Source organism: Paenibacillus amylolyticus (assembly GCF_050990605.1).
Classification (GTDB): Bacteria; Bacillota; Bacilli; order Paenibacillales; family Paenibacillaceae; genus Paenibacillus; species Paenibacillus amylolyticus_H.
In genome coordinates, this window is sequence record NZ_CP158832.1 from 289,350 (window position 1) to 311,520 (window position 22,171).

General features: G+C 44.3%; 21 protein-coding genes and 1 pseudogene. 15 read left to right on the forward strand and 7 right to left on the reverse strand.

Annotation, left to right across the window (positions count from 1 at the left end; genetic code table 11):
• The first annotated feature begins 94 nt into the window (after positions 1-94).
• Entirely contained in the window at positions 95-463 is a 369-nt protein-coding gene (locus ABTV53_RS01380; RefSeq protein WP_433749766.1) for a VOC family protein, read from the forward strand.
• Positions 464-606: 143 nt separating this feature from the next.
• On the opposite strand, the gene ABTV53_RS01385 is transcribed toward ABTV53_RS01380, so the two are convergent.
• On the reverse strand, positions 607-1,815 hold the full coding sequence (locus tag ABTV53_RS01385; RefSeq protein WP_433749769.1) for an MFS transporter: 1,209 nt from the start codon (positions 1,813-1,815) through the stop codon (positions 607-609).
• A gap of 300 nt (positions 1,816-2,115) precedes the next feature.
• On the opposite strand from ABTV53_RS01385, the gene ABTV53_RS01390 reads away from it, so the two are divergent.
• Positions 2,116-2,694 (forward strand): TetR/AcrR family transcriptional regulator, encoded by a 579-nt coding sequence (locus tag ABTV53_RS01390; RefSeq protein ID WP_433749772.1) that lies wholly within the window; start codon positions 2,116-2,118, stop codon positions 2,692-2,694.
• A 64-nt stretch (positions 2,695-2,758) separates the two neighbouring features.
• On the opposite strand, the pseudogene ABTV53_RS01395 reads toward ABTV53_RS01390, so the two are convergent.
• Positions 2,759-3,272: pseudogene (locus tag ABTV53_RS01395) on the reverse strand (LLM class flavin-dependent oxidoreductase); the annotation flags it as partial.
• Positions 3,273-3,536: 264 nt separating this feature from the next.
• Between ABTV53_RS01395 and ABTV53_RS01400 the strand changes: the two are divergent.
• The 4 genes from ABTV53_RS01400 (at position 3,537) to ABTV53_RS01415 (ending at position 8,517) form a co-directional block, all read left to right on the forward strand.
• Positions 3,537-4,922, forward strand: coding sequence for a transcriptional regulator (locus ABTV53_RS01400; RefSeq protein WP_433749775.1), 1,386 nt, complete (start codon positions 3,537-3,539; stop codon positions 4,920-4,922).
• A gap of 253 nt (positions 4,923-5,175) precedes the next feature.
• Positions 5,176-6,552, forward strand: coding sequence for a transcriptional regulator (locus ABTV53_RS01405; protein WP_433749777.1), 1,377 nt, complete (start codon positions 5,176-5,178; stop codon positions 6,550-6,552).
• Between the two features lie 156 nt (positions 6,553-6,708).
• Positions 6,709-7,938: a transcriptional regulator gene (locus ABTV53_RS01410; RefSeq protein ID WP_433749780.1), complete on the forward strand. Its 1,230-nt coding sequence runs from the start codon at positions 6,709-6,711 to the stop codon at positions 7,936-7,938.
• Between the two features lie 405 nt (positions 7,939-8,343).
• The gene (locus tag ABTV53_RS01415) at positions 8,344-8,517 is read left to right on the forward strand and encodes a Spo0E family sporulation regulatory protein-aspartic acid phosphatase (protein ID WP_433749783.1); all 174 of its coding nucleotides are present in this window, start codon (positions 8,344-8,346) and stop codon (positions 8,515-8,517) included.
• A gap of 18 nt (positions 8,518-8,535) precedes the next feature.
• Here the strand turns inward: ABTV53_RS01415 and ABTV53_RS01420 are convergent, their stop codons facing one another.
• The 3 genes from ABTV53_RS01420 to ABTV53_RS01430 form a co-directional block, all read right to left on the reverse strand.
• Positions 8,536-9,417 carry a permease prefix domain 1-containing protein gene (locus tag ABTV53_RS01420; protein ID WP_433749785.1) on the reverse strand — a complete coding sequence of 294 codons (882 nt, stop codon included), beginning with the start codon at positions 9,415-9,417 and terminating at the stop codon, positions 8,536-8,538.
• Positions 9,383-9,751 carry a PadR family transcriptional regulator gene (locus ABTV53_RS01425; protein ID WP_237177740.1) on the reverse strand — a complete coding sequence of 123 codons (369 nt, stop codon included), beginning with the start codon at positions 9,749-9,751 and terminating at the stop codon, positions 9,383-9,385. The genes ABTV53_RS01420 and ABTV53_RS01425 overlap by 35 nt, the downstream gene beginning before the upstream one ends.
• A 174-nt stretch (positions 9,752-9,925) precedes the next feature.
• Complete coding sequence (locus ABTV53_RS01430) at positions 9,926-10,711, reverse strand: hypothetical protein (protein WP_133386966.1); 786 nt, start codon at positions 10,709-10,711, stop codon at positions 9,926-9,928.
• Positions 10,712-11,126: 415 nt separating this feature from the next.
• Between ABTV53_RS01430 and ABTV53_RS01435 the strand changes: the two genes are divergently transcribed.
• The 9 genes from ABTV53_RS01435 (at position 11,127) to ABTV53_RS01475 (ending at position 19,993) form a co-directional block, all read left to right on the forward strand.
• A complete protein-coding gene (locus ABTV53_RS01435) occupies positions 11,127-11,396 on the forward strand; it encodes a hypothetical protein (RefSeq protein ID WP_433749788.1) in 270 nt (89 codons plus the stop codon).
• 189 nt (positions 11,397-11,585) lie between these two features.
• Positions 11,586-11,774 (forward strand): Spo0E family sporulation regulatory protein-aspartic acid phosphatase, encoded by a 189-nt coding sequence (locus ABTV53_RS01440; protein WP_433749791.1) that lies wholly within the window; start codon positions 11,586-11,588, stop codon positions 11,772-11,774.
• Positions 11,775-12,016: 242 nt separating this feature from the next.
• Positions 12,017-13,840, forward strand: coding sequence for a sensor histidine kinase (locus tag ABTV53_RS01445; RefSeq protein ID WP_433749794.1), 1,824 nt, complete (start codon positions 12,017-12,019; stop codon positions 13,838-13,840).
• Between the two features lie 5 nt (positions 13,841-13,845).
• Positions 13,846-14,613 carry a response regulator transcription factor gene (locus ABTV53_RS01450; protein ID WP_433749796.1) on the forward strand — a complete coding sequence of 256 codons (768 nt, stop codon included), beginning with the start codon at positions 13,846-13,848 and terminating at the stop codon, positions 14,611-14,613.
• Positions 14,614-14,716: 103 nt separating this feature from the next.
• Positions 14,717-16,012 carry an ABC transporter substrate-binding protein gene (locus ABTV53_RS01455; protein ID WP_433749800.1) on the forward strand — a complete coding sequence of 432 codons (1,296 nt, stop codon included), beginning with the start codon at positions 14,717-14,719 and terminating at the stop codon, positions 16,010-16,012.
• 30 nt (positions 16,013-16,042) lie between these two features.
• Complete coding sequence (locus ABTV53_RS01460) at positions 16,043-16,744, forward strand: hypothetical protein (RefSeq protein WP_433749803.1); 702 nt, start codon at positions 16,043-16,045, stop codon at positions 16,742-16,744.
• 85 nt (positions 16,745-16,829) lie between these two features.
• Entirely contained in the window at positions 16,830-17,744 is a 915-nt protein-coding gene (locus tag ABTV53_RS01465) for a carbohydrate ABC transporter permease (protein ID WP_433749806.1), read from the forward strand.
• Positions 17,728-18,582, forward strand: a complete 855-nt coding sequence (locus ABTV53_RS01470; protein WP_433749809.1) for a carbohydrate ABC transporter permease — start codon at positions 17,728-17,730, stop codon at positions 18,580-18,582. Before ABTV53_RS01465 ends, ABTV53_RS01470 begins: the two co-directional genes overlap by 17 nt.
• A gap of 73 nt (positions 18,583-18,655) precedes the next feature.
• The gene (locus ABTV53_RS01475) at positions 18,656-19,993 is read left to right on the forward strand and encodes an FAD-dependent oxidoreductase (RefSeq protein WP_433754001.1); all 1,338 of its coding nucleotides are present in this window, start codon (positions 18,656-18,658) and stop codon (positions 19,991-19,993) included.
• 534 nt (positions 19,994-20,527) lie between these two features.
• Here the strand turns inward: ABTV53_RS01475 and ABTV53_RS01480 are convergent.
• Positions 20,528-21,178 (reverse strand): amino acid ABC transporter permease, encoded by a 651-nt coding sequence (locus ABTV53_RS01480; RefSeq protein WP_433749812.1) that lies wholly within the window; start codon positions 21,176-21,178, stop codon positions 20,528-20,530.
• 223 nt (positions 21,179-21,401) lie between these two features.
• On the reverse strand, positions 21,402-22,124 hold the full coding sequence (locus tag ABTV53_RS01485) for an amino acid ABC transporter permease (protein ID WP_433749815.1): 723 nt from the start codon (positions 22,122-22,124) through the stop codon (positions 21,402-21,404).
• Positions 22,125-22,171 lie beyond the last annotated feature (47 nt).

Sequence of the window (22,171 nt, forward strand, 5' to 3'; positions counted from 1 at the left end):
AAAAGGAAAGAACACTACTGACATACTGTTGGCAAGAGCGGCCTTGTATGATGAAGATATAAACAATCCCATATATAAAGGAGAACATTACATTATGTCAGTAATCGGACCAGATTTCATTTCCCTTCAAGTGAGTAATCTTGAAAGCTCTGCCGAATTCTATCAGACCTATCTTGGACTGGTACGCTCACAAGCGGGACCACCTCATGCGGTGGTCTTTGATACCAAGCCTATTACATTTGCTCTTCGTGACCTATTGCCAGGAACCGAACTCGGTTCAGGTACTCAGCCAGGACTTGGTATCGCCCTGTGGCTTCATGCCCCGGATACGCAAGACATTCACGACAAGCTTGCTGCGGCAGGCGTTAAGATTACATCTGCACCCATAGATGGACCATTCGGGCGAACTTTTACATTTGCCGACCCAGACGGGTACCAAGTTACCCTTCACAGTAAAGCCTGATAACGAATGTATCTATCTTAATCATAGTGATAACTTTCTCTGTCACAGAGAGCCAAGCGATTACTACCACAATAAGGGCAAGGCTAATCTTGATGATTAGCTTTGCCCTTATTCCGTTATTCGGAGAGTGCGATATATTCATTCTATTCGTTGCTGACGACTACCGCTTTCTTTTCCGTAAAGTAATACACCAAAGCGAGCAGCGGCATGATCAGGCCAATCAGCGTTGTGAGACTCCAGCCTCCGTTAGCATAAGACCAGCTTCCAAGGGATGAACCAATCGCACCGCCGACAAAAAAGATCGACATGAATATGCCATTCACACGCCCCCTCGCTTCACTTCCTAAGGAGTAAATGATGCGTTGACCCAGCACCAGATTTCCCGAGACACCCATATCCAGTGTGATCGCCACGATCACAAGCAGGATCAATGCAAATGTGGAGTGGCTCTGGAACACATAAGCAAGACCGAACGAAGCAGCAGCGATCACCATGGCAGCACCCGTCAGAATACGTGTTAGTCCGCGATCAGCCAGTCTCCCGGCAATGGGAGCGGCAATAGCACCTCCGACACCAGCGAGGGCGAACCAGGCAATTCCTTGCTGTGACATGCCAAAATCGTTAGCGAGTCTGAGCGGAACCGTGGTCCAGAACAAGCTGAAAGCACCAAACAGACTGGCCTGATAGAACGCCCGGCGGCGCAGCAACGGCATCGTTCTGAACAGTGTGCCCAAGGACACGATTAATTGCCCGTATTTCAAGTTGGGTTCAGGCTGGCGAGCAGGAAGAGCACGTGATAGGAGCAGCATGAGAAGTGTTATGACAATGGCGGAGAATACAAAGACCGTCTGCCAGCCAAAGAGGCTGGTGATAAAGCTCGCGACAGGACGAGCCAGCATGATGCCCAGCAACAGACCACTCATTACATTGCCAACAACCCGTCCGCGTTGTTCCTCGGAAGTAAGATATGTTGCATAGGGCACCAGAATCTGAGCGACAACAGAACCTATACCAATGAATAGAGAGGCAGTCAGAAATACAACAGCTGTAGGCGAGAAAGCCGCAGCAATCAGGGCGCCGACCAGTACAATCAGGAAAAGCACGACGAGGCGCCGGTTCTCAATAATGTCACTGAGCGGCACGATAAACAGCAAACCAATGACATAGCCAATCTGTGTCAACGTTACAATCAATCCGGCAGCGGCAGAAGAAAGGCCCGTGGTCATGCTAATCGGTCCGATAACGGTCTGAGCATAATACAGGTTTGCCACGATCAATCCACAAGCGGATGCCAGCAAAAAAATAATCCAGGCAGGTACAGGTGCCTTCTTCACTTGTTGTCTCATATCCATCTTAATCATCCTCCACAGATTTCATATTCGTATTGAAAATTCGATATTCCAGATAGATCAACGGGTGCTGTTTAAAATGTTAATTACTAAACGTTGTGTTCACTAATTAAAGCATATAATAAACTAAACGTTTAGTATTGTAAATAGACTAAACATATTTTAATGAAAATTTAAATGAGGATATAAAAATGAGCGGAGAGTGAATTGTGTGTACGCAATGCATTTTAGTATAATGAACGTATCGTTTTTATGAATATTACTGATGATAAAATATATTTTTTACATCCAGGAGGTATCCAGATGACTGCCAAAAGAGGACGTCCGCGTAACATGGAAACCCAGAATGCCATTCTTACAACATCCTATGAGTTGTTGTTGGAGCACGGATTCGGGGCAGTTACGATCGAGAAGATTGCTGAACGTGCACAGGTGAGCAAAGCGACCATCTACAAATGGTGGCCGAACAAAGGCGCTGTCATCATGGACGGATATATGTCTGCCGCAACGGCAAGATTACCCGTACCGGATACAGGCTCGGTATTGGAAGATATACGCATACATGCGAGTAATCTGGTTCGTTTTTTGACCAGTCGGGAAGGAAAAGTGATTACACAGATTATTGGGGAAGGGCAGTCGGATGAAGGGCTTGCCGAAGAATACCGTACAAGATACATCCAACCACGTCGACGTGAAGCTCGGGGAATTCTGGAGAAGGGTGTGGAGCGCGGCGAATTAAAGAGTGGGACAGACATTGGATTATACATCGATCTGATCTATGGGCCGGTGTTCTATCGTATGTTAGTGACGGGGGAAGCGATGGATGATGCGTTTGTAGATCTGATGCTCCGTTCATTGTTGGAAGGCATTCAGTCCAAGTAGATATAGGGATAGTCACGATACAAGTGGGAGGAAGAGGGAAGAGGGCGATTCGTAGGAATCACCCATGTCCATAAGCGGCATGATAGTCCAGAATTTTCTCAATGATCTGCTCCGGACTGCCGATTAACGCAGGACCTCGTGCAATGTTATCCTCCAGATATCGGTGAAGGGCGACTGATTATGCTGTGCGGCAGCGGTGGCATGGAACGCTTCATAATATGGCATGGTCACTCCATCAAGCGGAGGGCGATACGTTCCCTGCCAGGGTACATTCTCTTCAGACCACAGCCGTCTTAGCAAATGATAGCGTTCATCGAGTGAGTCCCATTGTTCCTCTTCGCGTATGCCAAACAGCGGATAGTGCCGAGGGTCATTGCCTTTCCCGATGATCAGCTCCAGCCGTCCGCCCGATAATTGATCCAACGTAGCATAATCCTCGGCAACCCGGACTGGATCAAGTATACTAAGAACAGTGACGGTGGTTAGTAACCGAATGCGTGTGGTTGCTGAGTTGTCAGAGCTTCCCCGGTTACGGCATTAGGCAGATTCATCATGAGACTAAACAAGGCAAATTTCATCTGACCTTCTCCTCGAACTGAATTGATAGTATCTGTGTCGTATAATCCCATTGAAATAGTAGGATATGTAAGTTGAATTAAATGTATCACGTTCTCACGGATTCTTCTAATGGATTTTTTCTATAAGCAGGAACAGCGAGGCCTCCTTGCATAAATGTGAAGGGAATTGCCACGATTTTTATTGACCGCTGTAAAATTTAGGATTAAAATTGTGCTTATCATATAAATTCAAAATTATGGATTTTCATTGTGGAGGTGGGATACATGGAACCTACAACTACGATACGCTCATATATTGAGGACTACATCAGGAAACAGGGGTACACCCTGCAGTATTTTGCCGATATATCGGGAGTTAACGCTGGAACGCTTAGCGCAATTATTAAGGGGACTCGGCCCATCGCTATGGCGCAACTGGATCTGATTACCCAAGGCATGAAGCTGGAAGAGGGGTATTTCTACGAGATTTATGGGGCTGAATGTTTCGTGGAATCGGCACCTCATTGGAGGAGACTGGAACCATTCCTGCAACGCTGTGCTGAATTGGACAAGCTGGAATGTATTCATAAGGTTATCCAGGAAGTGACGGATGATCGCTCGTATATCTCGGAGTTGTTCGAAATGGCCGAAGGCATGCTTGAACGTGGACAGACGAAGGCTGCACGGATGTTGTACGAATGTGTGGCGGAGTGTGAGAAATATCAACATTCGGAACGTCTGGCTCTGTGTCAGTATCGCATCTTCACGTTGTCTCTAGGTCAGGACCAGCATGAGAATCTTCGTGCAGCCGTACATTTTGAACCATATATTAATCGGCTGGATGAGGAACGGCAACTGGATGCGATTAAGGATTTGGCGAATACGTATGCTTCACTTCGATATCGGGACAAGGCTTTTGATCTGGCTGAAGAATTAGATCAGAAAACAAAAATTTTACAATCGTATACAAAGAAGAAAATAAATAAAAGCGATAGACTTACTGCCTATCCTTTATTCGTATATAGAGCTTATTCCAATTTGCTTAAATCATCGGCATGTGAGAAGCAGGGACGTTATGAAGAAGCTTTGCTCTATACAGAAGTCTATGCCAAGCTTGCTAAAGTCTCTGAACCGGATGAAGAGGATCAGATTTTTATTGATAAATTTGCTGGTTGGGCGGAAGCCAATACTTACTTATATAAATTGATGATGGGTGATCAAAACGTTTTACCTGCATATGTGGAATTTATTGAAAGAAATGAAGAGGAAATTTTACCTGCGATAATTAATATTTTGGAGGTAGCTAATAAGTTTGATCAAAATATTGATGATATTTTGAATAGGTTCAGCGATCGAATTAACTCGGAAATTAACTGTTTAAAAGGGTACACTGAGCAGATGAAAAATGAAATTTATGCAGCATTCTTGTTGGAACGTTCTCTCTATCACTTAAATCGCCATGAATATCCAGAGGGTTTGAAGCAACTTATGCACTGTCTGAGAGAGTCTGTACGATTTAACAATCAAACAGATATCATTCATTGTATTTCCCTGTATGAGAAGTACAAAAACATGGGTACGGCTGAAATCGAGCATCAGTACAAACTTATCATGATGGAGGTTCAGAAATCTTATGAAAAAAAAGAAGATCTTCTATGTAATCTTGCTTAGCATAATGATTATTAATATAAATCAATTAGTTAATTTGGATAGTGATGTTATTACACAAATAATGTCTGTAACGCATGGAGAAGGAAGACTATAACAGAAAAGATATATTAAATTTTCAAAAAGGTTTACTTTCAAGTAACGAGAGTAAGCTTTTTTGTATTTTCATAGATTGACCGATGTAAAATACAGGATTAAAATAACATTTATTATATGTAATTGAATTATAAGTGATTCGAATGACGGAGGTGAGAAAGTGGAATCGGTACGTAAAGTAAGAGTATATATTGAGAAATACATGAGAGATAACGATCTCAAGTTGCAGCACTTTTCCGATATTACTGGAATTAACGTTGGGACATTAAGTGCCATTCTTAAAGGCAGCAGGCCGATGTCTATGAACCAACTGAATCAGATCACTTCTGTAATGGAATTAGAAAAAGGTTTTTTTTATGAAAGTTACGGGGTAGAGTCCTTCATTGAATCTGCGCCCCACTGGAGACGTTTGGAACCATACCTATACGAGTGTGCAGAACTTGGTAAGCTGGATTGTATACAACAAGTTATCACTCATGTGACGGACGATCGATCATATATAGAAGAGTTATTTGATGTAGCTGAGAGCTTTTTTGCTAGAGGATTAAAAGAAGCAGCTCTTATTCTGTATGAATGTGTGGCAGACTGTGAGAAATATCAACACTCGGAGCGGCTGGCCCTTTGTCAGTACCGTATTTTCCTGCTTCATAAAACACTGAATAAACTCATTAACATGAATGCCGCAGTAAAGTTTGAATCCTATATTGATAAATTGAATGAGGAAATGCAACTGGATGCGCTTAAAGATTTAGCTAACCTGTATAGCACAATGAATCTGTGGGATAAGGTTTTTGAGTTGGCTGAGGAGTCGATACGAAGAACTGACTTACAAATTCATCTTCAATCCTTAAGAAGGAAAAGGAAACCTAGAGTTGCTTTTTATCCTCTTTTCACTTATAAAGCTTATGCCATTCTGCACAAGGCACATGTATCTGGAGAATGTAGGCAATATATAGAAGCTTTAGAGTACACAGATATTTATGAGGATATAGTGAACAATGTTAAAGATCCAACTGGAGAAGAACAAGAACTAATAGGACTGTTCAAGGGTTGGGCGGAGGGAAATCGATATTTGTACAAGATACTATCAGGTGATTTTGAGTTCCTGAATAATTATCTGGATTACCTAGATGCTAATCATGAGGAAATCTCAACAGCATTCGTATATATTATACAAGCTGCCAATCAGTACTCTTACAATATTGACTACACACTGAATAGATTCAAAAATCAGATAAACGAGATTAGAACAAAGAAATATGTAAAAGTAAAAGGAGCATATAACGAACAGGCATCAAATTTTAGATATATACGCTTATTCTACGAATTAGCAAAATATGGATTGAATAAAAACCAGATTGATCAAGGGATTGATGATCTAATCACTAGTCTACAACGGTGTGTCTCAAGTAACGATGACATGATGTGTATCAAATGCATTGATTTGTACGGAATATACAGAAATTTCGCTAGTAAGACCCAGGAAGAGCAGTATACAAAACTAATAGATAAGTTAAGTGTACCAACTTTTCGATAGTATAACATCTGGGGAGGACGATGAAGACAATGTCCAATATACGTTCCTATATTGAAGATTACTTGAAGAGTAAGGGATATAAGCTACAGCAATTTTCAGAAAATTACTGACATTAATGTGGGTACGTTAAGTGCGATCATCAGAGGAACCAGACTTATGTCAATGAATCAACTAGACCAAATCACATCAGCAATGGGTTTGGAACAGGGGTACTTTTATGAAATGTATGGAGTTGAATGTTTTATTGAATCTGCGCCCCATTGGAGGCGATTAGAACCGTATTTATTTCGTTGTGCTGAACTTGGTAAGCTAGATATTATACAACAAGTCATTACTCATGTAACAGATGATCAATCCTATATTGATGAGTTATTTAATGTGGCAGAGAGTCTCTATAATAAAAGCACCAATGAATCTGCACTCATTATATATGAATGTGTGGCCGGTAGTGAGAAGTATCAACACTCGGAGCGGTTGGCCCTTTGCCAGTACCGCATTTTCTTGCTTCATAAAACACTGAGTAAATTTGACAATCTCAATGCAGCAGTAAAGTTCGAACCTTATATTGATAAATTAAATGAAGAAGTGCAATTGGATGCAATTAAAGACTTGGCTAACGTGTATATGACGATACATTTGTGGGACAAGGTCGACACATGGGCACGGGAACTGGAACGGAAAGCAGAATTCCAATTAAAAATTCAATCTCGTAGGCGAAAAAATAAAAGAAGGCTAACAGCCTATCCTCTTTTTACATATGTAGCCTATGCACACTTATTAATAGCAAGCGTTTATGATGCCCGTAAGGAATATGAAAATGTCCTAAAGTATACAGAAAAATACTTGGAAATAGTTGAGCTTGGGAATCCTACACAAGAGGATCAACAAATAATAGATTTGTTCCGAGTATGGGGGGAAGGGAATCAATATGCCTCCCAATTAATGCTTGGTCAAGAAAATGTAATCGATTCTTATTTGGATTATATCGAAAACAACCCATCAGAAATATTAGCTGGATTCGTTAATATTTTGCAAGCAGCTAATCAGTATTCTTTTAACATTGACTTTGCTTTAGATAGATTTAAGAACCAGATCAAATTGTTTAATACAGACATGCACTTTAAAGGTGGTTATAACGATCAAATGTTAAACCACGGGTATCAAGATTTTTACTATGAATTGGGATATTATCAAATAAAACAACGTAATTACTTACTTGGGATTGATGCCTTACTCATGTGTTTAGAACTCTCTTCTTCAAGTAAAGATGACCTGATGTGTATTAAATGTTTAGATTTGTATGGGGAGTATAAGAGCGAAGCCAATGAATCACAAATGAAAAAGTACAAAAATGTAATAGAAAAGTTAAGCACACCAACTTTTTGATAATGAAATATCTAAGAAGGGACGGTGAAGAAAATGTCCAATATAAGTTCCTATATTGAAAAACACTTGAAAAATAAGAGATTCAAGACGATCACATGCTAGTAAAGTGTGTAGATCTATACGGAACTTATAGACAGCAAGCTAGTTTGTCTCAGCAAGAGACGTATTCACAATTATTTAAGACGATAAATATTAAATAAAACAAACAGCCTATCTGCTTTTGAGGTAGGCTGTTTTGTGTTTTGAAAAGGGATTAGACAGAGCGCAATGCCTTTTCTAAAGATTTGTTTTTACAATATTATGCAAAACATATTATGTTCTAAAAAGCACTTGTAGTCATTAGCGAAACTAAATAGCTTACTCATATTAAATGTTTTTCTAGAATGTCCTAGAGGGGTACATGCCATGAGGGAACTAAGTATCTTGAAAGACCAGATCGAGCAAGGTCGGCAAGAGTTGAGTCGCTTGGTAGATCAATATGGAATCCCGAATGTGAAAGTGCTTGAGCAATCGATGGCGTTGGATGAGCTGATTAATGAATATAATCGATATTCCTTTAGAATGAACCTGAAAAGGTAAATAATATGTCATTCCAACTCATCCAGCTTGAAGCTTAGATTTAAAGATCAGCTTCTTCAATGAACTTAAAGTGAAAAACAATACAAGACACATACCTAATTTCACACCGATATCTGAGAGGCGTTGAATGTTACCGGCGGCAAAAACATTGTATCCATTGGTGATAGATGAACTAAAATGATCCCCAAAGAACAGATAATATGATCCGAAAATGACCATATGAGAAACTGTATACAAAATAGAGAAGGCAAAGGGCGTCAAAGAGATGTAGATATTTTTGCTGATAACAAACAAAATGAGTGTTTGAACAGCTAGGATCAGACCACCAATAAGCATGAAGCTACTGCGCCCTGAAAAGTCATAAGCGCCGCTGAAAAATAAATTCTCAAAAAGCGTAAATGAATCGAGGGCACCAAACATATTTTTGAAAAGACCCAGATATGCCTGCAAATATCCTAATCCAAATAAAATGGGAACTGACAATAGACACCAACGATCAATGTTTTTGCGAGTTAGCAGCAAAGCACTGCTCAAGGCACATAGTGTAATGAAGGCTATTGGGAAAAGTTCGACCACTCTGTTATGAACATCATAATAATGAAGAGCTACTCCTGTGAACAGGGAGCTTAAATACAGGATCAAGCTCATGGTTATAAACTGTAGGATCAGTTTACTTGATAGACCATAAGTCTCTTGAGTCAGTTTAGTTCTTATGCTGATAGGATCGCCAAAGGACGCTATAGCTTTTGTGGTGGCTTGTTCTTCAGTGCATCCCTCATTGATATGATGCTCTTTGGAAGAGTGTAAATGAGTAGCCATTTCTTCAGCCAATTCATCGCGCTCTCGCTTGGATAAAAAGGTTCTCTTAAACACTTGGTCTAAATAAGATTGAATGTCCATTCGCCGTTCCTCCTAAGAAAATATTGATGATATGTGTATTTTGTTCCCATGAGGTTTTGATCGCTTCAAGTCGAAGTTGGCCTTCATCTGTTATCCTGTAATATTTTCGTCTAGGCCCACCTTCTTGATCACCCCAGTAGCCTTCAATGTAAGTATTGGCTTCCAGCCTCTTTAATGCAGGATACAGCGTACCTTCCTTGAGCAGAAATGCCCCATCGGTTACTTGATTAATGTGTTGAGATATTTCATAACCGTATGCATCTTTTTGACTCAGGATGGAGAGCACAATGCCATCAATATATCCTTTAATCATCTCATTCTTCAACTCATACACCACCTACTATGTATTTCTATGTAGTTAAATTAACATATATTTGCAAGTAATTCAAGGTCAACAATTATATCTTTTATAAAGTTGTATCTATTCTTAACGAAAGCATAAAAAAGCCCTGCTCGTAACCTTTGCTAGAAATAAAGGTGCCGAGTGGGCAATTTAGATTAATGAATTCTAATTAGTATAAACATTCCCTGCACCATCAACGGATACTGGTGCCCAATTCACAATGCGAATGTGATAATCATTTCCTTTGGGAACACCTGTTAAAGAAATTGTGAAACGATCACCTGCAGCGGATGTATAGTTACCGTAAACAGAAGAAGCATTTCCGAATGTTTTCCATCCGATAAAAGAATCTTGAGCGACTTGATAAGAAACATCTGCATGGTAATCACTGCTAGCATATTGCCAACCTATGAGACTTACAGCATTACCCTGTGTAGAAAAAGAGTTAATGGTATAGTGAGCTCTTCCATAATTAAAACCAGTAAAAGAATAGTAATCAACCATAGCATGTGTACTGAATTCTGGTACATTTAAGGCCGCTACAGTAGCGGGATCATCATCACCTAAAATCAATTTCCATTCATCTTCAGACTCTTTAACATATAGTTCGTTTTTGGATTCAACTCCCGAAACGTTACCCTGAAATGTTACAACAACTGTCGATTCATTCTCTGTATGTGCATCAATGATTTTCATCGATTCAAAGTCACTTACAGAATTGTAGTGTTTGTATTTTGCGATTTGTTTCTCTTTACTTGGGTATCTCAAGTCTACAACTAACTCTGTAGCTTCAGCGAAATTCCCTTCAGACATAGTATCGAAAAATTTTTGTACAACTAATTTAGCAGCTACTTCCGGATTATCGGATGCCTTAACGGTAGGGGTAGAATAAAAAACGCCTCCAAGAGTAACGGTTAAAGACAATAAAGGGATTAACAGTTTTCTTATCATTTTGATTAGCATCTCCTTTAGTTTTTTAGTCAGATTAAATATTCCTCAAGTTAATTTAGGCTAGAACTAGATAGACTTAATTAAGTCTTATATGATGATTTTGCCTTGTTTGAAGAATAATTTTAGATAATAACACCTCCTGTTTTGATGATAAGTTTATTTGCATAATATTATTTTTGTTAGTTTAATGAAAATAGTGATAATAATGTAAAAAAAATAATTAGAGAGGTGATTTTGGCATATTTGCTATCAAATCGGGCGCTCTAATTTTTAGGATGACTCGCAATAATATCACGTGGAAAATAGAATTTGTTGAGATTATACGTAACATGAAATAGACTGAGATGATATTTAACTTTAATTGAGTTTTGAAGTTCCCATTTCCAATATTGTATTATCAAAGGAGAATTTAAATTTGAAAAGTAAAATGATTTCCTTAGTAGCCCTTATCTGTTCACTTGTATTATTTGTTATTGGATTTCAGTTTATTGCTCAAAGTACTGATTGGGGTATGGACAAAGCTATGTTGGTTCTTGCAGAATACCAAAATGTAAAGTCTGATACCTCTGATATCTTTGGTAGTTTTATACACTCAGAGATCTGGTCGTATAAAATTGAAGGAATATTATTGATATTTGTAGGGATGTTAATGTTGTATTTAGCAAATTCATTACGAAATAAATAAGAAAAAAAGTATTCGGGACCCGAATACTTTTTTTTATTAACAATTTAATCTTAGTTCAACATATAAGTATGAAAAAGGTTGAATTTCTTTGAAAACCTTTGTAAATAAACATTTTATTCTGCAAAGGAATATAATGTTAATTTTTTGGCAATGTATCCTAAAATGTTATACAAAGAGGGGGTGCATGCTATGAATGAACCGAAGCAGATCAAAGATAAAATCGAACGAAATAGGCATGAGTTGAGTCGTTTGGCGGAGAATCATGGCATGCAGGACAACAAAGTCCTCCGACAGTCCATGGTACTAGACGAGCTTATTAATGAATATTATCGATTCAAATATAAAAGCCAACTCAGGAACAGACAACCGATTGCATAATGCAGTCGGTTTTTTGGTCTAATTAGTGTTCTATAGAAATAGCGTAGTCGACTGTAGCGATACAGTCGGCTTTTTTGCGTTCAGCCTGAAACTCATGCGAATAACTTGAAATTCCGTACCCATTCCAGAGTTGGCAGGATAGCGAATGATCCTTAAAACTGGATATGATGACCCCAGTTATATCCAGATTGATCTGTGAAGGGGGCTCATACAATGGTCGGGAGAGGGAGGGATAAACGGAAATGATGGACAAGGTACAAGGCTATTTTAGAAAAAAAGTAAACTTGCGCACCAAGTTGCTCCTGTTGTTTCTGGGGCTGACGTTACTGCCGCTAAGCTTGCAGGGAGTGATGAACTACAGGCATTTCTCGCAGACGATGGATCGCAAGACCGAGCAGTTCACCATTGAACTGGTTCGTCAGATTAACGCCAATCTGAATCGGATGCTGAAGGACTTGGAGCGGTTGTCGCTCTTGCCGCTATACGATCAGATGGTGCTTGGCATTCTGGATAAATACAACGCGTCAATGGGGTCGGGTACATGGGCGAGGTCTGAGGATTATCTGAAAATGAAGCTCTACACCTCTGGTCAAGCTTATGACCGGCCCGAGATTCGGGGGATTCACCTGATCAGCAACAGCGGTATTTTGTTCTCCAATCTCGATTCGCTGGCGGTCAAACCGGTATGGGACAGCAGACAGGATGACTGGTTTGCAGAACTTAACGACTCCGAAGGGACATGGCGCCTGCTTCCTCCGCATGACCCCGGCTATTACACGGGCGGTCAGCAAGAATCGTATATATCGGTGGGCAGAGTGCTTCGAGATCCGGGAACGCTCCAACGATTGGGTTACATTCTGATTGACATCCGTCTGGAGACCTTCGGCCAACTGTTATCCAATCTGAATGTTGAGCAAGAGGCAAGCCTGATGATTGTCGACAGCAAGCAGCGTCTTCTCTTCGAGCGGACCTCAACCGGAGGAATGTCTGCGTACGACCAGCTGCTAATGCATGGACAGCTTCCAAGCTATGCAGGAAACCAAAAAGTTGTTCTGGATGGGCAGCCCTATCTCTATGTACAACACCATTCCAGCTATTCCGGGCTTTCGGTGATCAGTCTTACACCTATTGCCGTGATTCAAAAGGAGTCAGGTGAGATGCTCACCTTCACAATATGGTTCGCAGTGTTATGTATGGCGGGTATAGCGATTCTGGCGGTTCTGTTATCCTATCGTATCACCCGGCCACTGATTCGACTAAAGCACCACATGATTCGGGTGGAACAGGGAGATTTTAGCCAGCGTGTAGCACACTTTAGCAGTGATGAATTCGGACAGATTAGCCGGGGATTTAACCGAATGATGGAAGAGATTCATCGACTGTTCAATGAGGTGTTTCTGCTGGGCATTCAAGAGCGGGAGGCAGAGTTGTCAGCGTTACAAAGCCAGATGAATCCCCATTTTATATACAACACACTGGAGTCCATTAATATGATGGCCATTCGCCAGAAGCATGCTGAGGTATCGGACATGGTGACGGCGCTTGGCAAGCTGCTGCGTTATACGATTGATAAGGTGGACCGGATGGTCCCACTTGGGGAAGAACTTGCTTTTGTACAATCCTATGTACGCATTCAGCAGGTACGTTACGACGGCAAGTTAGAGATTATCTATGACATCGAAGAAGCAATAACGGAGTATTTGATTCCTAAGCTGGTTCTGCAACCGCTGGTGGAGAATGCAGTCTACCACGGCATTGAAGGGCAGGAAAATGGAGGAGTAATCTGGGTATCTGCCTTGAAATTTGATCATGAGCTGCTTATTAGCGTGCGAGACAACGGTAAGGGTATGACTCAGGCAAAGATTGACGAGTTAAATGAGTCCATATCAAAACAGCCTTCCAATGAGGCATTACGTTGCCATGCCGGGGATAGTCTGGGGCTTAACAATATCGCCCAGAGGCTCCGCCTCATCTATGGGGAAGGCGGCAGCCTAAGCATTGATGGAAGTCCCGGGCAGGGACTGGTAATCACGATATCCATTCAACTTCTACCGAAAGGGGATTGAAGCGCATGTATAAAGTATTGCTTGTAGAGGATGAGACGGTCATCCGTCAGGGACTGAGGGAGCTGATCGTACAAGTGTCTTCTCAGTTTCAGGTAACGGGCGAAGCGTCGAACGGTACCGAGGCGCTGGATTTTCTGAGATGTGAGGTGCCGGATGTGTTAATCACGGATATCCGCATGCGTGAAATGGACGGATTAACTTTGGTAAGCAAAGCCAGAGACATGTACCCTGAATTGCTAATGCTCATCATTAGCGGCTATGGCGAGTTTGAATATGCACGCAGAGCGATGGAGTTTGGAGTGTTGAACTACCTGTTGAAGCCAATCGATCGTTATGAACTGGCATTATGCATACAAAAGATTCAATTGCTGCTGGATCGCAGATACGGTATTTCAACCCTTTCGATCCCGGAGCCATCTGGGAAAACAGAACACGCTGGTGGAGATACGCGGAAGATTATCCGAGATGTGAAGGAGCACATCAAGCAACATCCCGATGGAGATCTGCGACTTCAGACGATAGCAGATCTTGTTAACTTGAACCCTACTTATTTAAGCCAGTTGTTCAAGAATGAAATAGGCATCAATTATTCCGAATACATCACGGAGGCACGTATGGAGCGAGCCAAGTGGTTGCTGATCAACACGGGTCTCAAAATCTATGATGTGGCACGGTTATCCGGGCATCAGAGCCCCAAACACTTCATGCTGGTGTTCAAGCAGCAGGTAGGATGGACCGCAGGAGAATATCGAGACCGATTCAGTATCTCTTGAAAAACCATACCATTTCTGTAGTTGACGTGATTTCAGGGGGAACGATGCTTTCGTTATACTTTGGTAGCACATGTATACCACGACGTCCATAAGGGGGATTTACATGAAAAAAGCAGGACTGATACTGGTGTTTATACTCATGATGATGGCTTCAAGCGCGTGCACAAGCTCCAATTCCGGCAGTGAATCTGGCAGTGTAGGCGGGGAGAATGGAGAGGTCGAGCTGAAGTTCATGATGTGGGGCAATCAGGCGCATATGGATGTGTACAACAAGTTGATCGATGACTTCACAAAGGAAAATCCAGGCATCAAAGTAACGATGGAATCCGTACCTTTCGCAGAGTACCAGCAAAAAATTTCGGTGCTTGCCGCCGGAGGCTCTCTTCCCGATCTCGCCTGGGTATCGGAGCGAATGGTGCCGCAATTCAAGTCCAACCACATTCTGGCCGATGTATCCGAGTTCAAAGATGATACACAGTTTAAGCTGGATGATTATATTCCAAGTACATTAGATTTGTTCCGTGATGGCGATCAGCTGCTGGGGCTGCCGTTTTCTACACCTCCGGTGGTCATGTTTTACAATAAAGCGCTGTTCGACAAGGCCGGCCTGACTGATCCAAATGCACTTGCTACCCAAGGACAATGGACATGGGAACAGTTCGAAGAGTCCGCTAAAGCCATTACCAGCAAGGATGCGACCAATCGAGTCTATGGCGCCAACTTTTTTCGCGACTGGAAGACCTGGGCGGTGCTTTCCTCCTACTCCTGGTCCAATGGAAGCGGTCCATTCGACGAAGGCATGACAACGTTCACCTGGAACGATGCCTATGGCGTGCAGACCTTTGAACTGCTGGAACGCATGATGTTCACCGATGAATCACACCCCAAGGCGGGCGAACAGGTCAGCTTTGATGCGGGCAATGTGGGCATGTTCTTTGATAATTACAGCTATGTTTCCAAAGCAAGAGAAATTACGGATTTTGAATGGAGCATCGCTCCTATGCCTTCCGGCTCTCAAGGCAGTGTGCCGATGCTGGGGCAGGCCGGATATGCCATGTTCAACGACAGCAAACATCCAGAGGAAACGAAGAAGCTGTTGAAGTATTTTGCCAGTGAGCAGGGGATTCAGGCGACAGCCACCTACTTTGTGCCTCCGCGTACCTCTGTTCTGAACTCAGATGCATTCATTCTTCAGCCGAATAACCCGAGCAAAGAGCATATCGTGCAGGCGGTCATTGATGAAATGCCAAAAGCGCGCTTAATTCCCGGTCATATCCGTTGGCAGGATATCGACAATGCAGTATTGCAGGGGTTTGACCGACTCTTTGCAAAGACAGCGACAGCTGAGGATAACCTGAAACAAATGCAGGAAGAGATCCAAAGTGTGTTGCAACCCTAAATCATTTGATCGAAACCGGAGGTGAGAACAATGGGCAAATTCAAAGAATTACTTGAACGGAAACCGCTGTCGCTGGTGGTCAGCCTGCCTGAGAATGATATTGCTTTGGCACGGGCAGCCATGGAAGAGGGCGCTGATGCACTGAAGGTGCATTATAATGTCGGTCATCGCGCCAGCGGGAATCATTTTGGTCCATTGGACATGTACGCCGAGGTGTTTCGGGCGATCCGAAGTGAGTTTGGTGGTCCGCTTGGGGTTGTACCTTCTGGCAGTATAGATGGAGCACAAAGGGAGGATGTGGAGGGGCTTTCCGGGCTGGGTTTTGATTTCTATTCCATCTATGCACATCACTTGCCATCCTTCATGTTGAATGACTTGGGGCTGGACCCAACGTTTGCGATCAATGAGGAATATGATGCTTCCCTCGTAACATCGGCAGCTTACTTCGGCTTCACCGCTCTGGAGGCATCCATTGTGCCTGGAAAAGAATATGGTACACCGCTCAGCTTCGCGGATGTGCTCAAGTATCGCCGTCTGGTCTTGCAAGCCCAGGTACCGGTATTGGTTCCTTCCCAGCGTAAGCTGGTACCGGAGGATGTTCGGGTGCTGCGCGATACCGGGGTCAAAGCGATTATGCTTGGAGCAGTTGTGACAGGCAACACGGAGGAACAGCTGCGAAGGGCTGTGAACGGGTTCCGCAATGCGGTGGACAGTCTGAACCGTGCGGATTAATCCGTTGAACTAAAGGATATTTACACTTGCACTCCGATGCCAGAACAACCCCAGCTTCAGGGGATATAAAGGGGGAGGCCTGATTGTGACCCATTCACACAAGCGCAAAAGAAGGGGGCCGCTCGCCAGAGAAGCCCAGATCGCGGGGTGGCTGTTTGTATCGCCGATGGTGCTTGGGTTTACCCTGCTGCTGTTGTTTCCGATGGGGCTCGCATTATACATGAGCCTGACCGATTGGCCGCTGCTGGGGGAGCATCATTTTATCGGGCTGGAGAATTACCGGAATATTATGACAGACACCATGTTCTGGAAAGTGCTCGCCAATACGGTTTATTTCACAGCGGGGCTGGTACCGCTTAATATTGTGCTCGCCCTGCTGCTCGCGTTGCTGCTATCCAGAAATCTGCGGGGGATCGGCATTTTCCGAACAGCGATCTTTGTTCCGGTCATGACTTCGTTAATCGTGTGGGCCATCGTGTGGAAGCTGATGTATGCGACAGAGTCTGGATTGATTAATCAGCTTCTGTTGATGGCGGGCATCAAGGGTCCGGCCTGGTTATACAATCAGGATTTGGCAATGCCTGCGGTGATTGTGACCAGTGTGCTGAAAAATGTAGGTCTGAATATGGTGCTGTTCATTGCAGCCATTCAGCAGGTACCGCGTTCACTGTACGAAGCAGCAACCTTGGACGGTGCGGGCAGAAGGGGAACCTTCTTTCACGTTACACTGCCTATGATCACACCAACGGTGTTCTTGACTGTGGTGATGACCGTGATTGGTTCACTCAAAGTATTTGGGCAGATCTATGTGATGACACAGGGCGGGCCGAGTAACAGCACCAAGGTATTGGTTTATTATATTTGGGAAAAAGCATTCAAATTATTTCAGTTTGGTTACGCTTCTGCTCTCGCATATGTGCTGTTCTTCATCGTGCTAATTCTGACGCTGCTGCAATGGCAGCTCCGAAAGAGGTGGGTATTCAATGAAGGCGATGCCTAGTCCTTCGGGGCGAAAGATAGGAAGTACCCTGGGGACGTATTTGTTGCTGACGCTGATATCCATCATTATGATTGTGCCATTTATCTGGATGATATCGACATCATTGAAGGAGCCCCAGAGCATATTCACCTATCCACCGCAGTGGATACCGGATACGTTTCAATTTCAGAACTACATCGATGTCTTTCGATTGATTCCATTTCATCGTTTTTATTGGAACAGTATCTACATTTCTGCGGTGGTTGTGATGGGAACGGTGTTTTTTGCTTCTCTCGCCGGTTATGCATTTGCCAAAATTCCGTTTAAGGGACGTAATGTGGTATTTCTAATCCTGCTGAGTGCCATGATGATTCCCCATGAGGTGACAGCGATTCCGATGTTTCTATTCATGCGGCAACTGGGGTGGATTGATACCCACCTTCCGCTGATATTATTGCCGATATTTGGCGCGGGTGGTGTGTTTGGCATCTTTGTGATGCGGCAGTTCTTTATTACGGTGCCAACGGAACTGGAGGAAGCGGCGATGATCGACGGCTGCAACCGATTCCGAATATACGCGCGAATTATGCTGCCCATTGCCAAGCCGGGTATGGCTACGCTGACGATCTTTACGTTTGTGACGATCTGGAATGAGTTTTTCGATCCGTTGATTTTCATTAACTCGCGTGATCTAATGACGCTGCCGCTTGGATTATCCCTGTTTACAGATGAGGTCGGCACAGCCTGGCAATATCTGATGAGCGCCACCGTCATGGCGACCTTGCCATTGTTAATTGTGTTCTTCCTGGCACAACGGCGCTTCATTGAGGGGGTTGCTATGACGGGACTGAAGGAGTAAGAAGGGAAGTGGAATACGTGCAATACGTGCAATAGAACCGAAGGAGGGACAACATTTGCGTGAACGGATGGGCATGAACAAGGAAGAGGCAGATGTCGTTATCGTGGGCGGAGGTCCAGCGGGTATAGCGGCAGCCATTGCCGCTGGACGACAGGGTGTCCGCACAGTGCTGGTGGAGCGATACGGATTCGTGGGTGGGATGTCCACAGCCGCTATGGTCTATCCCTGGATGACTTTCCATACGGAACGTGGGGAGCAGGTCATTCAAGGCATTGCGCAGGAGATCGTTGAACGATTGCAGGCGCGTGGCGGCTCCCCCGGGCATTTGCGCGATACGGTTGGATTTGTGCATACCGTCACGCCGTACCACCCAGCGATCTTTCAGGTGGTTGCGGCAGAGATGTTGCAGGAAGCTGGTGTCCGGCTGTTATTGCACAGCTTCGTGGATGAAGTGGTCGTTGGGGATGATCGGGTGGAAGCGGTGCGAGTGACCAACAAGTCCGGACGAAAGGAGTTCCAGGCGAACGTATTCGTGGATGCAAGCGGTGATGCGGATCTGGCTTATCTTGCGGGTGCTTCGGTGGCAAAGGGGAGAGATGGCGATAACCAGTCTCAGCCAATGACCATGAAATTCCGCATGCGTGGTGTGGATCTTGGACGCGTGAAGCAATACATGCAAGAGCACCCGGAGGATTTCTATGTGAAAACGCCTTTTGCAGAGTTGGACAGCATTCCGTTAACCGGGGTGAGCGGCTTCTATTCCCAATGGAAAAAAGCGGGTGTGCCGATTAATCGCGACCAGGTATTATTTTTTACCGGACCGGCAGAGGATGAGGTATTGATTAATTGTACCCGGGTGCAGGGACTCGATGCGACAGATGCCGAGGATCTGACCTTTGCTGAACAGGAAGGCCGGAAGCAGGTGCTGATGATCGCTGAATTTTTGCAGCGTGATGTCCCAGGGTTCGAACGGGCTTCGATCTCGGCAGTAGCACCGCAGATTGGTATTCGTGAATCGAGACGTATCATTGGGAAGTATGCCTTGACCCAGGCGGATGTGGTTGCAGGACGAAAATTTGACGATGTGATTGCCAGAAGCGGTTATCCGATTGATATTCATGACCCCTCGGGTCAAGGTGTGGTGGCTGCCTTTATAGAGGGGGATGGGGCGTATGATATTCCGTATCGCTGTCTGATCTCTCGCAATATCCGAAATCTGTTGGCGGCAGGACGCTGTATCTCCACCTCACATGAGGCGCATGCAACAACAAGGCTGACTCCAAGCTGTATGGCTACCGGGGAAGCGGCAGGGACAGCGGCTGCACTAACCGTGAAGATGAAGCTGGACCCGGTGGAACTGCCGATCGAGCTACTACAGGAGGAATTACGTCACAACGGAGCAGCGATCTAGCGGATGAGCTGATTGTGGGCGAAGTTGGGCGGATTGAACGAAGTATTAGTCGTGGGAGCGGGGTGAATCATTAATAGTGGGCGTGGCGTGGATGTTTATTTAATTCGCGGATGGCATTAGTTTTAACGAACCTGAGACTTCTAATATGGGGCTATAAGCTGAAATGAAAAATGTAACGAATCTCAGTGAAGCTATTCTGCTCAAAACTCTGAAATAGGGGGTAAAAGCGGGGTGAATCGGAAGAATAGAGCGTCTACGATTCGTTAGATTAGAAAGTATCCCAGAAATAGCTAAATAAGCTTCCCTCCGTTCGTTAGAAATGGGTGGGAAGCTCGTGAATTGATGAGCATAACTGTAGCCCCAAAGACTCCAAATCCACTGCATAGATGGGTTTAGAGTCTTTGGGGCGTTCTCATTCTTTTCATCCATTTGGTCTTTCCTTCTTGCCTAATCATATCTAATCAATCACGAGGACTCGGTTTCTTGATGTTCCTTCATGTTTCGTATTCTTTCATGCCTTACTCGCTCCGATTATCAATTCATCCGTGCCTCAAGTCGCCTTGCGACAATGGACAGCGCGTAGTTGATGGCAAAATACAATACGGCTGCGAGCAGCAGAGCCGGGATAATGTAATCGAAACTTTGGCCGCCAAGGATCTGCACGTTGTGCATCAGTTCCGGCAGAGAGATGATGATCGCCAGTGAAGTATCCTTCAGGAGTGAGATGAACTGGCTGACCATCGGCGGGGACATGCGGCGTAGCGCCTGTGGCATGATGATGCCACCGAGAGTCTGCATGTAGCTCAGGCCCGAGGAGCGGGCAGCTTCCACCTGACCGCGCTCAACAGACTTCAGACCGCTACGTACGATCTCGGCGATCATCGCGCCTTCAAATAGACTTAGTCCAACGACCGTTGACCAGAAGACGGACATTTTGATCCCGAGCTGCGGAAGTACGATGTGGATGAAGAAAATGATGAGCAGTAGTGGCAGATTCCGAATCGTATCCACGATGACCGCTACGATCTGTGACAGAATGGGGATGCGAGTAAACCGGACGGTACCCAGCACGGTGCCAAGTATGAAGCTGAATACAATGGATAGCCCTGCGACCTGTAGGGTAATCAAGAATCCTTGAAGCAGAAAACGAAGGTTGGGCCACGCATAGGCCCCGCTAAAGTCCATATTTTATTAGCCTCCTTCTGTGTGCAGGAATGGAATATCTAAGATCAATAGATGGGGCATGGACTGTGTATAAAGCAACTCAAGCACCGTAGCAGTGAATTACAATATGCACTGTGACATGATCACCAATGCCAGCAAAACACAGACGATCCAGTACTCATTTAAACCACATGGACAAGCCAGTATATCTCCCTAAAAATCTGAGCATGTATGGGTCAATCTGTTACATGCTGACCTGACCGGCTGGTTTGTTCTTCTTCGGTTTGCCCTTGGTACTGCGCGCCTCTGCATCGCTCTGTCCGAACCTGCGCTCCATATAATGCACCAGAAAGCTGAGTGGTAGTGTCAGCACCAGATAGAACAGCGCAACAATGGTGTACACACTTAGCGGCTGGAACGTATCCGAGTTGACCAAGTCGGCAAAATACATGAGATCCATCCCGGCAACGACGGCGAGAATGGATGAGTTTTTGACCAGGTTGATAAACTGGTTGCCAATGGACGGCAACACAATCTTGATAGCCTGGGGCAAAATGATCAGATTCATGGCCTGTACATAGGACAAGCCGGAGGATCTTGCGGCTTCCAGTTGTCCACGCGGCACCGTCTGAATGCCCGCTCGGATCGCTTCGGCAATGAAAGCGGCGGTGTAGATGGTCAGACCCAGAGTACCGGAGACAAATCCGTCCAGCGAAATGCCTAGTGCCGGCAGTCCAAGATAGAAGAAGAACACAACCAACAGCAGGGGAATGTTTCGGATAAATTCCACAAAAGCCGTGCCAATCCAGTTCAGCGGTTTCACAGGGGATATCCGAAAGATCGCCAGAATCGCGCCGAGGATAAAGCTGCCACCGAGAGCTATAATGCTCACTTGAATGGTATTCAGGAATCCTTCCAGAAAACGATCCGAGTGTCGCATCAGTACGTTGAAATCCAATGTGCCCATATAGGCAAAGCCTCCGTTCTCCAGATGTAGAAACGGCGATTACGTCT

Coding starts and splice junctions, on each gene's coding strand:
- ABTV53_RS01380 (WP_433749766.1), top strand. CDS start 95: ATGTCAGTAATCGGACCAGATTTCATTTCCCTTCAAGTGAGTAATCTT.
- ABTV53_RS01385 (WP_433749769.1), bottom strand. CDS start 1,815: ATGGATATGAGACAACAAGTGAAGAAGGCACCTGTACCTGCCTGGATT.
- ABTV53_RS01390 (WP_433749772.1), top strand. CDS start 2,116: ATGACTGCCAAAAGAGGACGTCCGCGTAACATGGAAACCCAGAATGCC.
- ABTV53_RS01400 (WP_433749775.1), top strand. CDS start 3,537: ATGGAACCTACAACTACGATACGCTCATATATTGAGGACTACATCAGG.
- ABTV53_RS01410 (WP_433749780.1), top strand. CDS start 6,709: ATGTCAATGAATCAACTAGACCAAATCACATCAGCAATGGGTTTGGAA.
- ABTV53_RS01415 (WP_433749783.1), top strand. CDS start 8,344: ATGAGGGAACTAAGTATCTTGAAAGACCAGATCGAGCAAGGTCGGCAA.
- ABTV53_RS01420 (WP_433749785.1), bottom strand. CDS start 9,417: ATGGACATTCAATCTTATTTAGACCAAGTGTTTAAGAGAACCTTTTTA.
- ABTV53_RS01430 (WP_133386966.1), bottom strand. CDS start 10,711: ATGATAAGAAAACTGTTAATCCCTTTATTGTCTTTAACCGTTACTCTT.
- ABTV53_RS01440 (WP_433749791.1), top strand. CDS start 11,586: ATGAATGAACCGAAGCAGATCAAAGATAAAATCGAACGAAATAGGCAT.
- ABTV53_RS01445 (WP_433749794.1), top strand. CDS start 12,017: ATGATGGACAAGGTACAAGGCTATTTTAGAAAAAAAGTAAACTTGCGC.
- ABTV53_RS01450 (WP_433749796.1), top strand. CDS start 13,846: ATGTATAAAGTATTGCTTGTAGAGGATGAGACGGTCATCCGTCAGGGA.
- ABTV53_RS01455 (WP_433749800.1), top strand. CDS start 14,717: ATGAAAAAAGCAGGACTGATACTGGTGTTTATACTCATGATGATGGCT.
- ABTV53_RS01460 (WP_433749803.1), top strand. CDS start 16,043: ATGGGCAAATTCAAAGAATTACTTGAACGGAAACCGCTGTCGCTGGTG.
- ABTV53_RS01470 (WP_433749809.1), top strand. CDS start 17,728: ATGAAGGCGATGCCTAGTCCTTCGGGGCGAAAGATAGGAAGTACCCTG.
- ABTV53_RS01475 (WP_433754001.1), top strand. CDS start 18,656: ATGAACAAGGAAGAGGCAGATGTCGTTATCGTGGGCGGAGGTCCAGCG.
- ABTV53_RS01480 (WP_433749812.1), bottom strand. CDS start 21,178: ATGGACTTTAGCGGGGCCTATGCGTGGCCCAACCTTCGTTTTCTGCTT.
- ABTV53_RS01485 (WP_433749815.1), bottom strand. CDS start 22,124: ATGGGCACATTGGATTTCAACGTACTGATGCGACACTCGGATCGTTTT.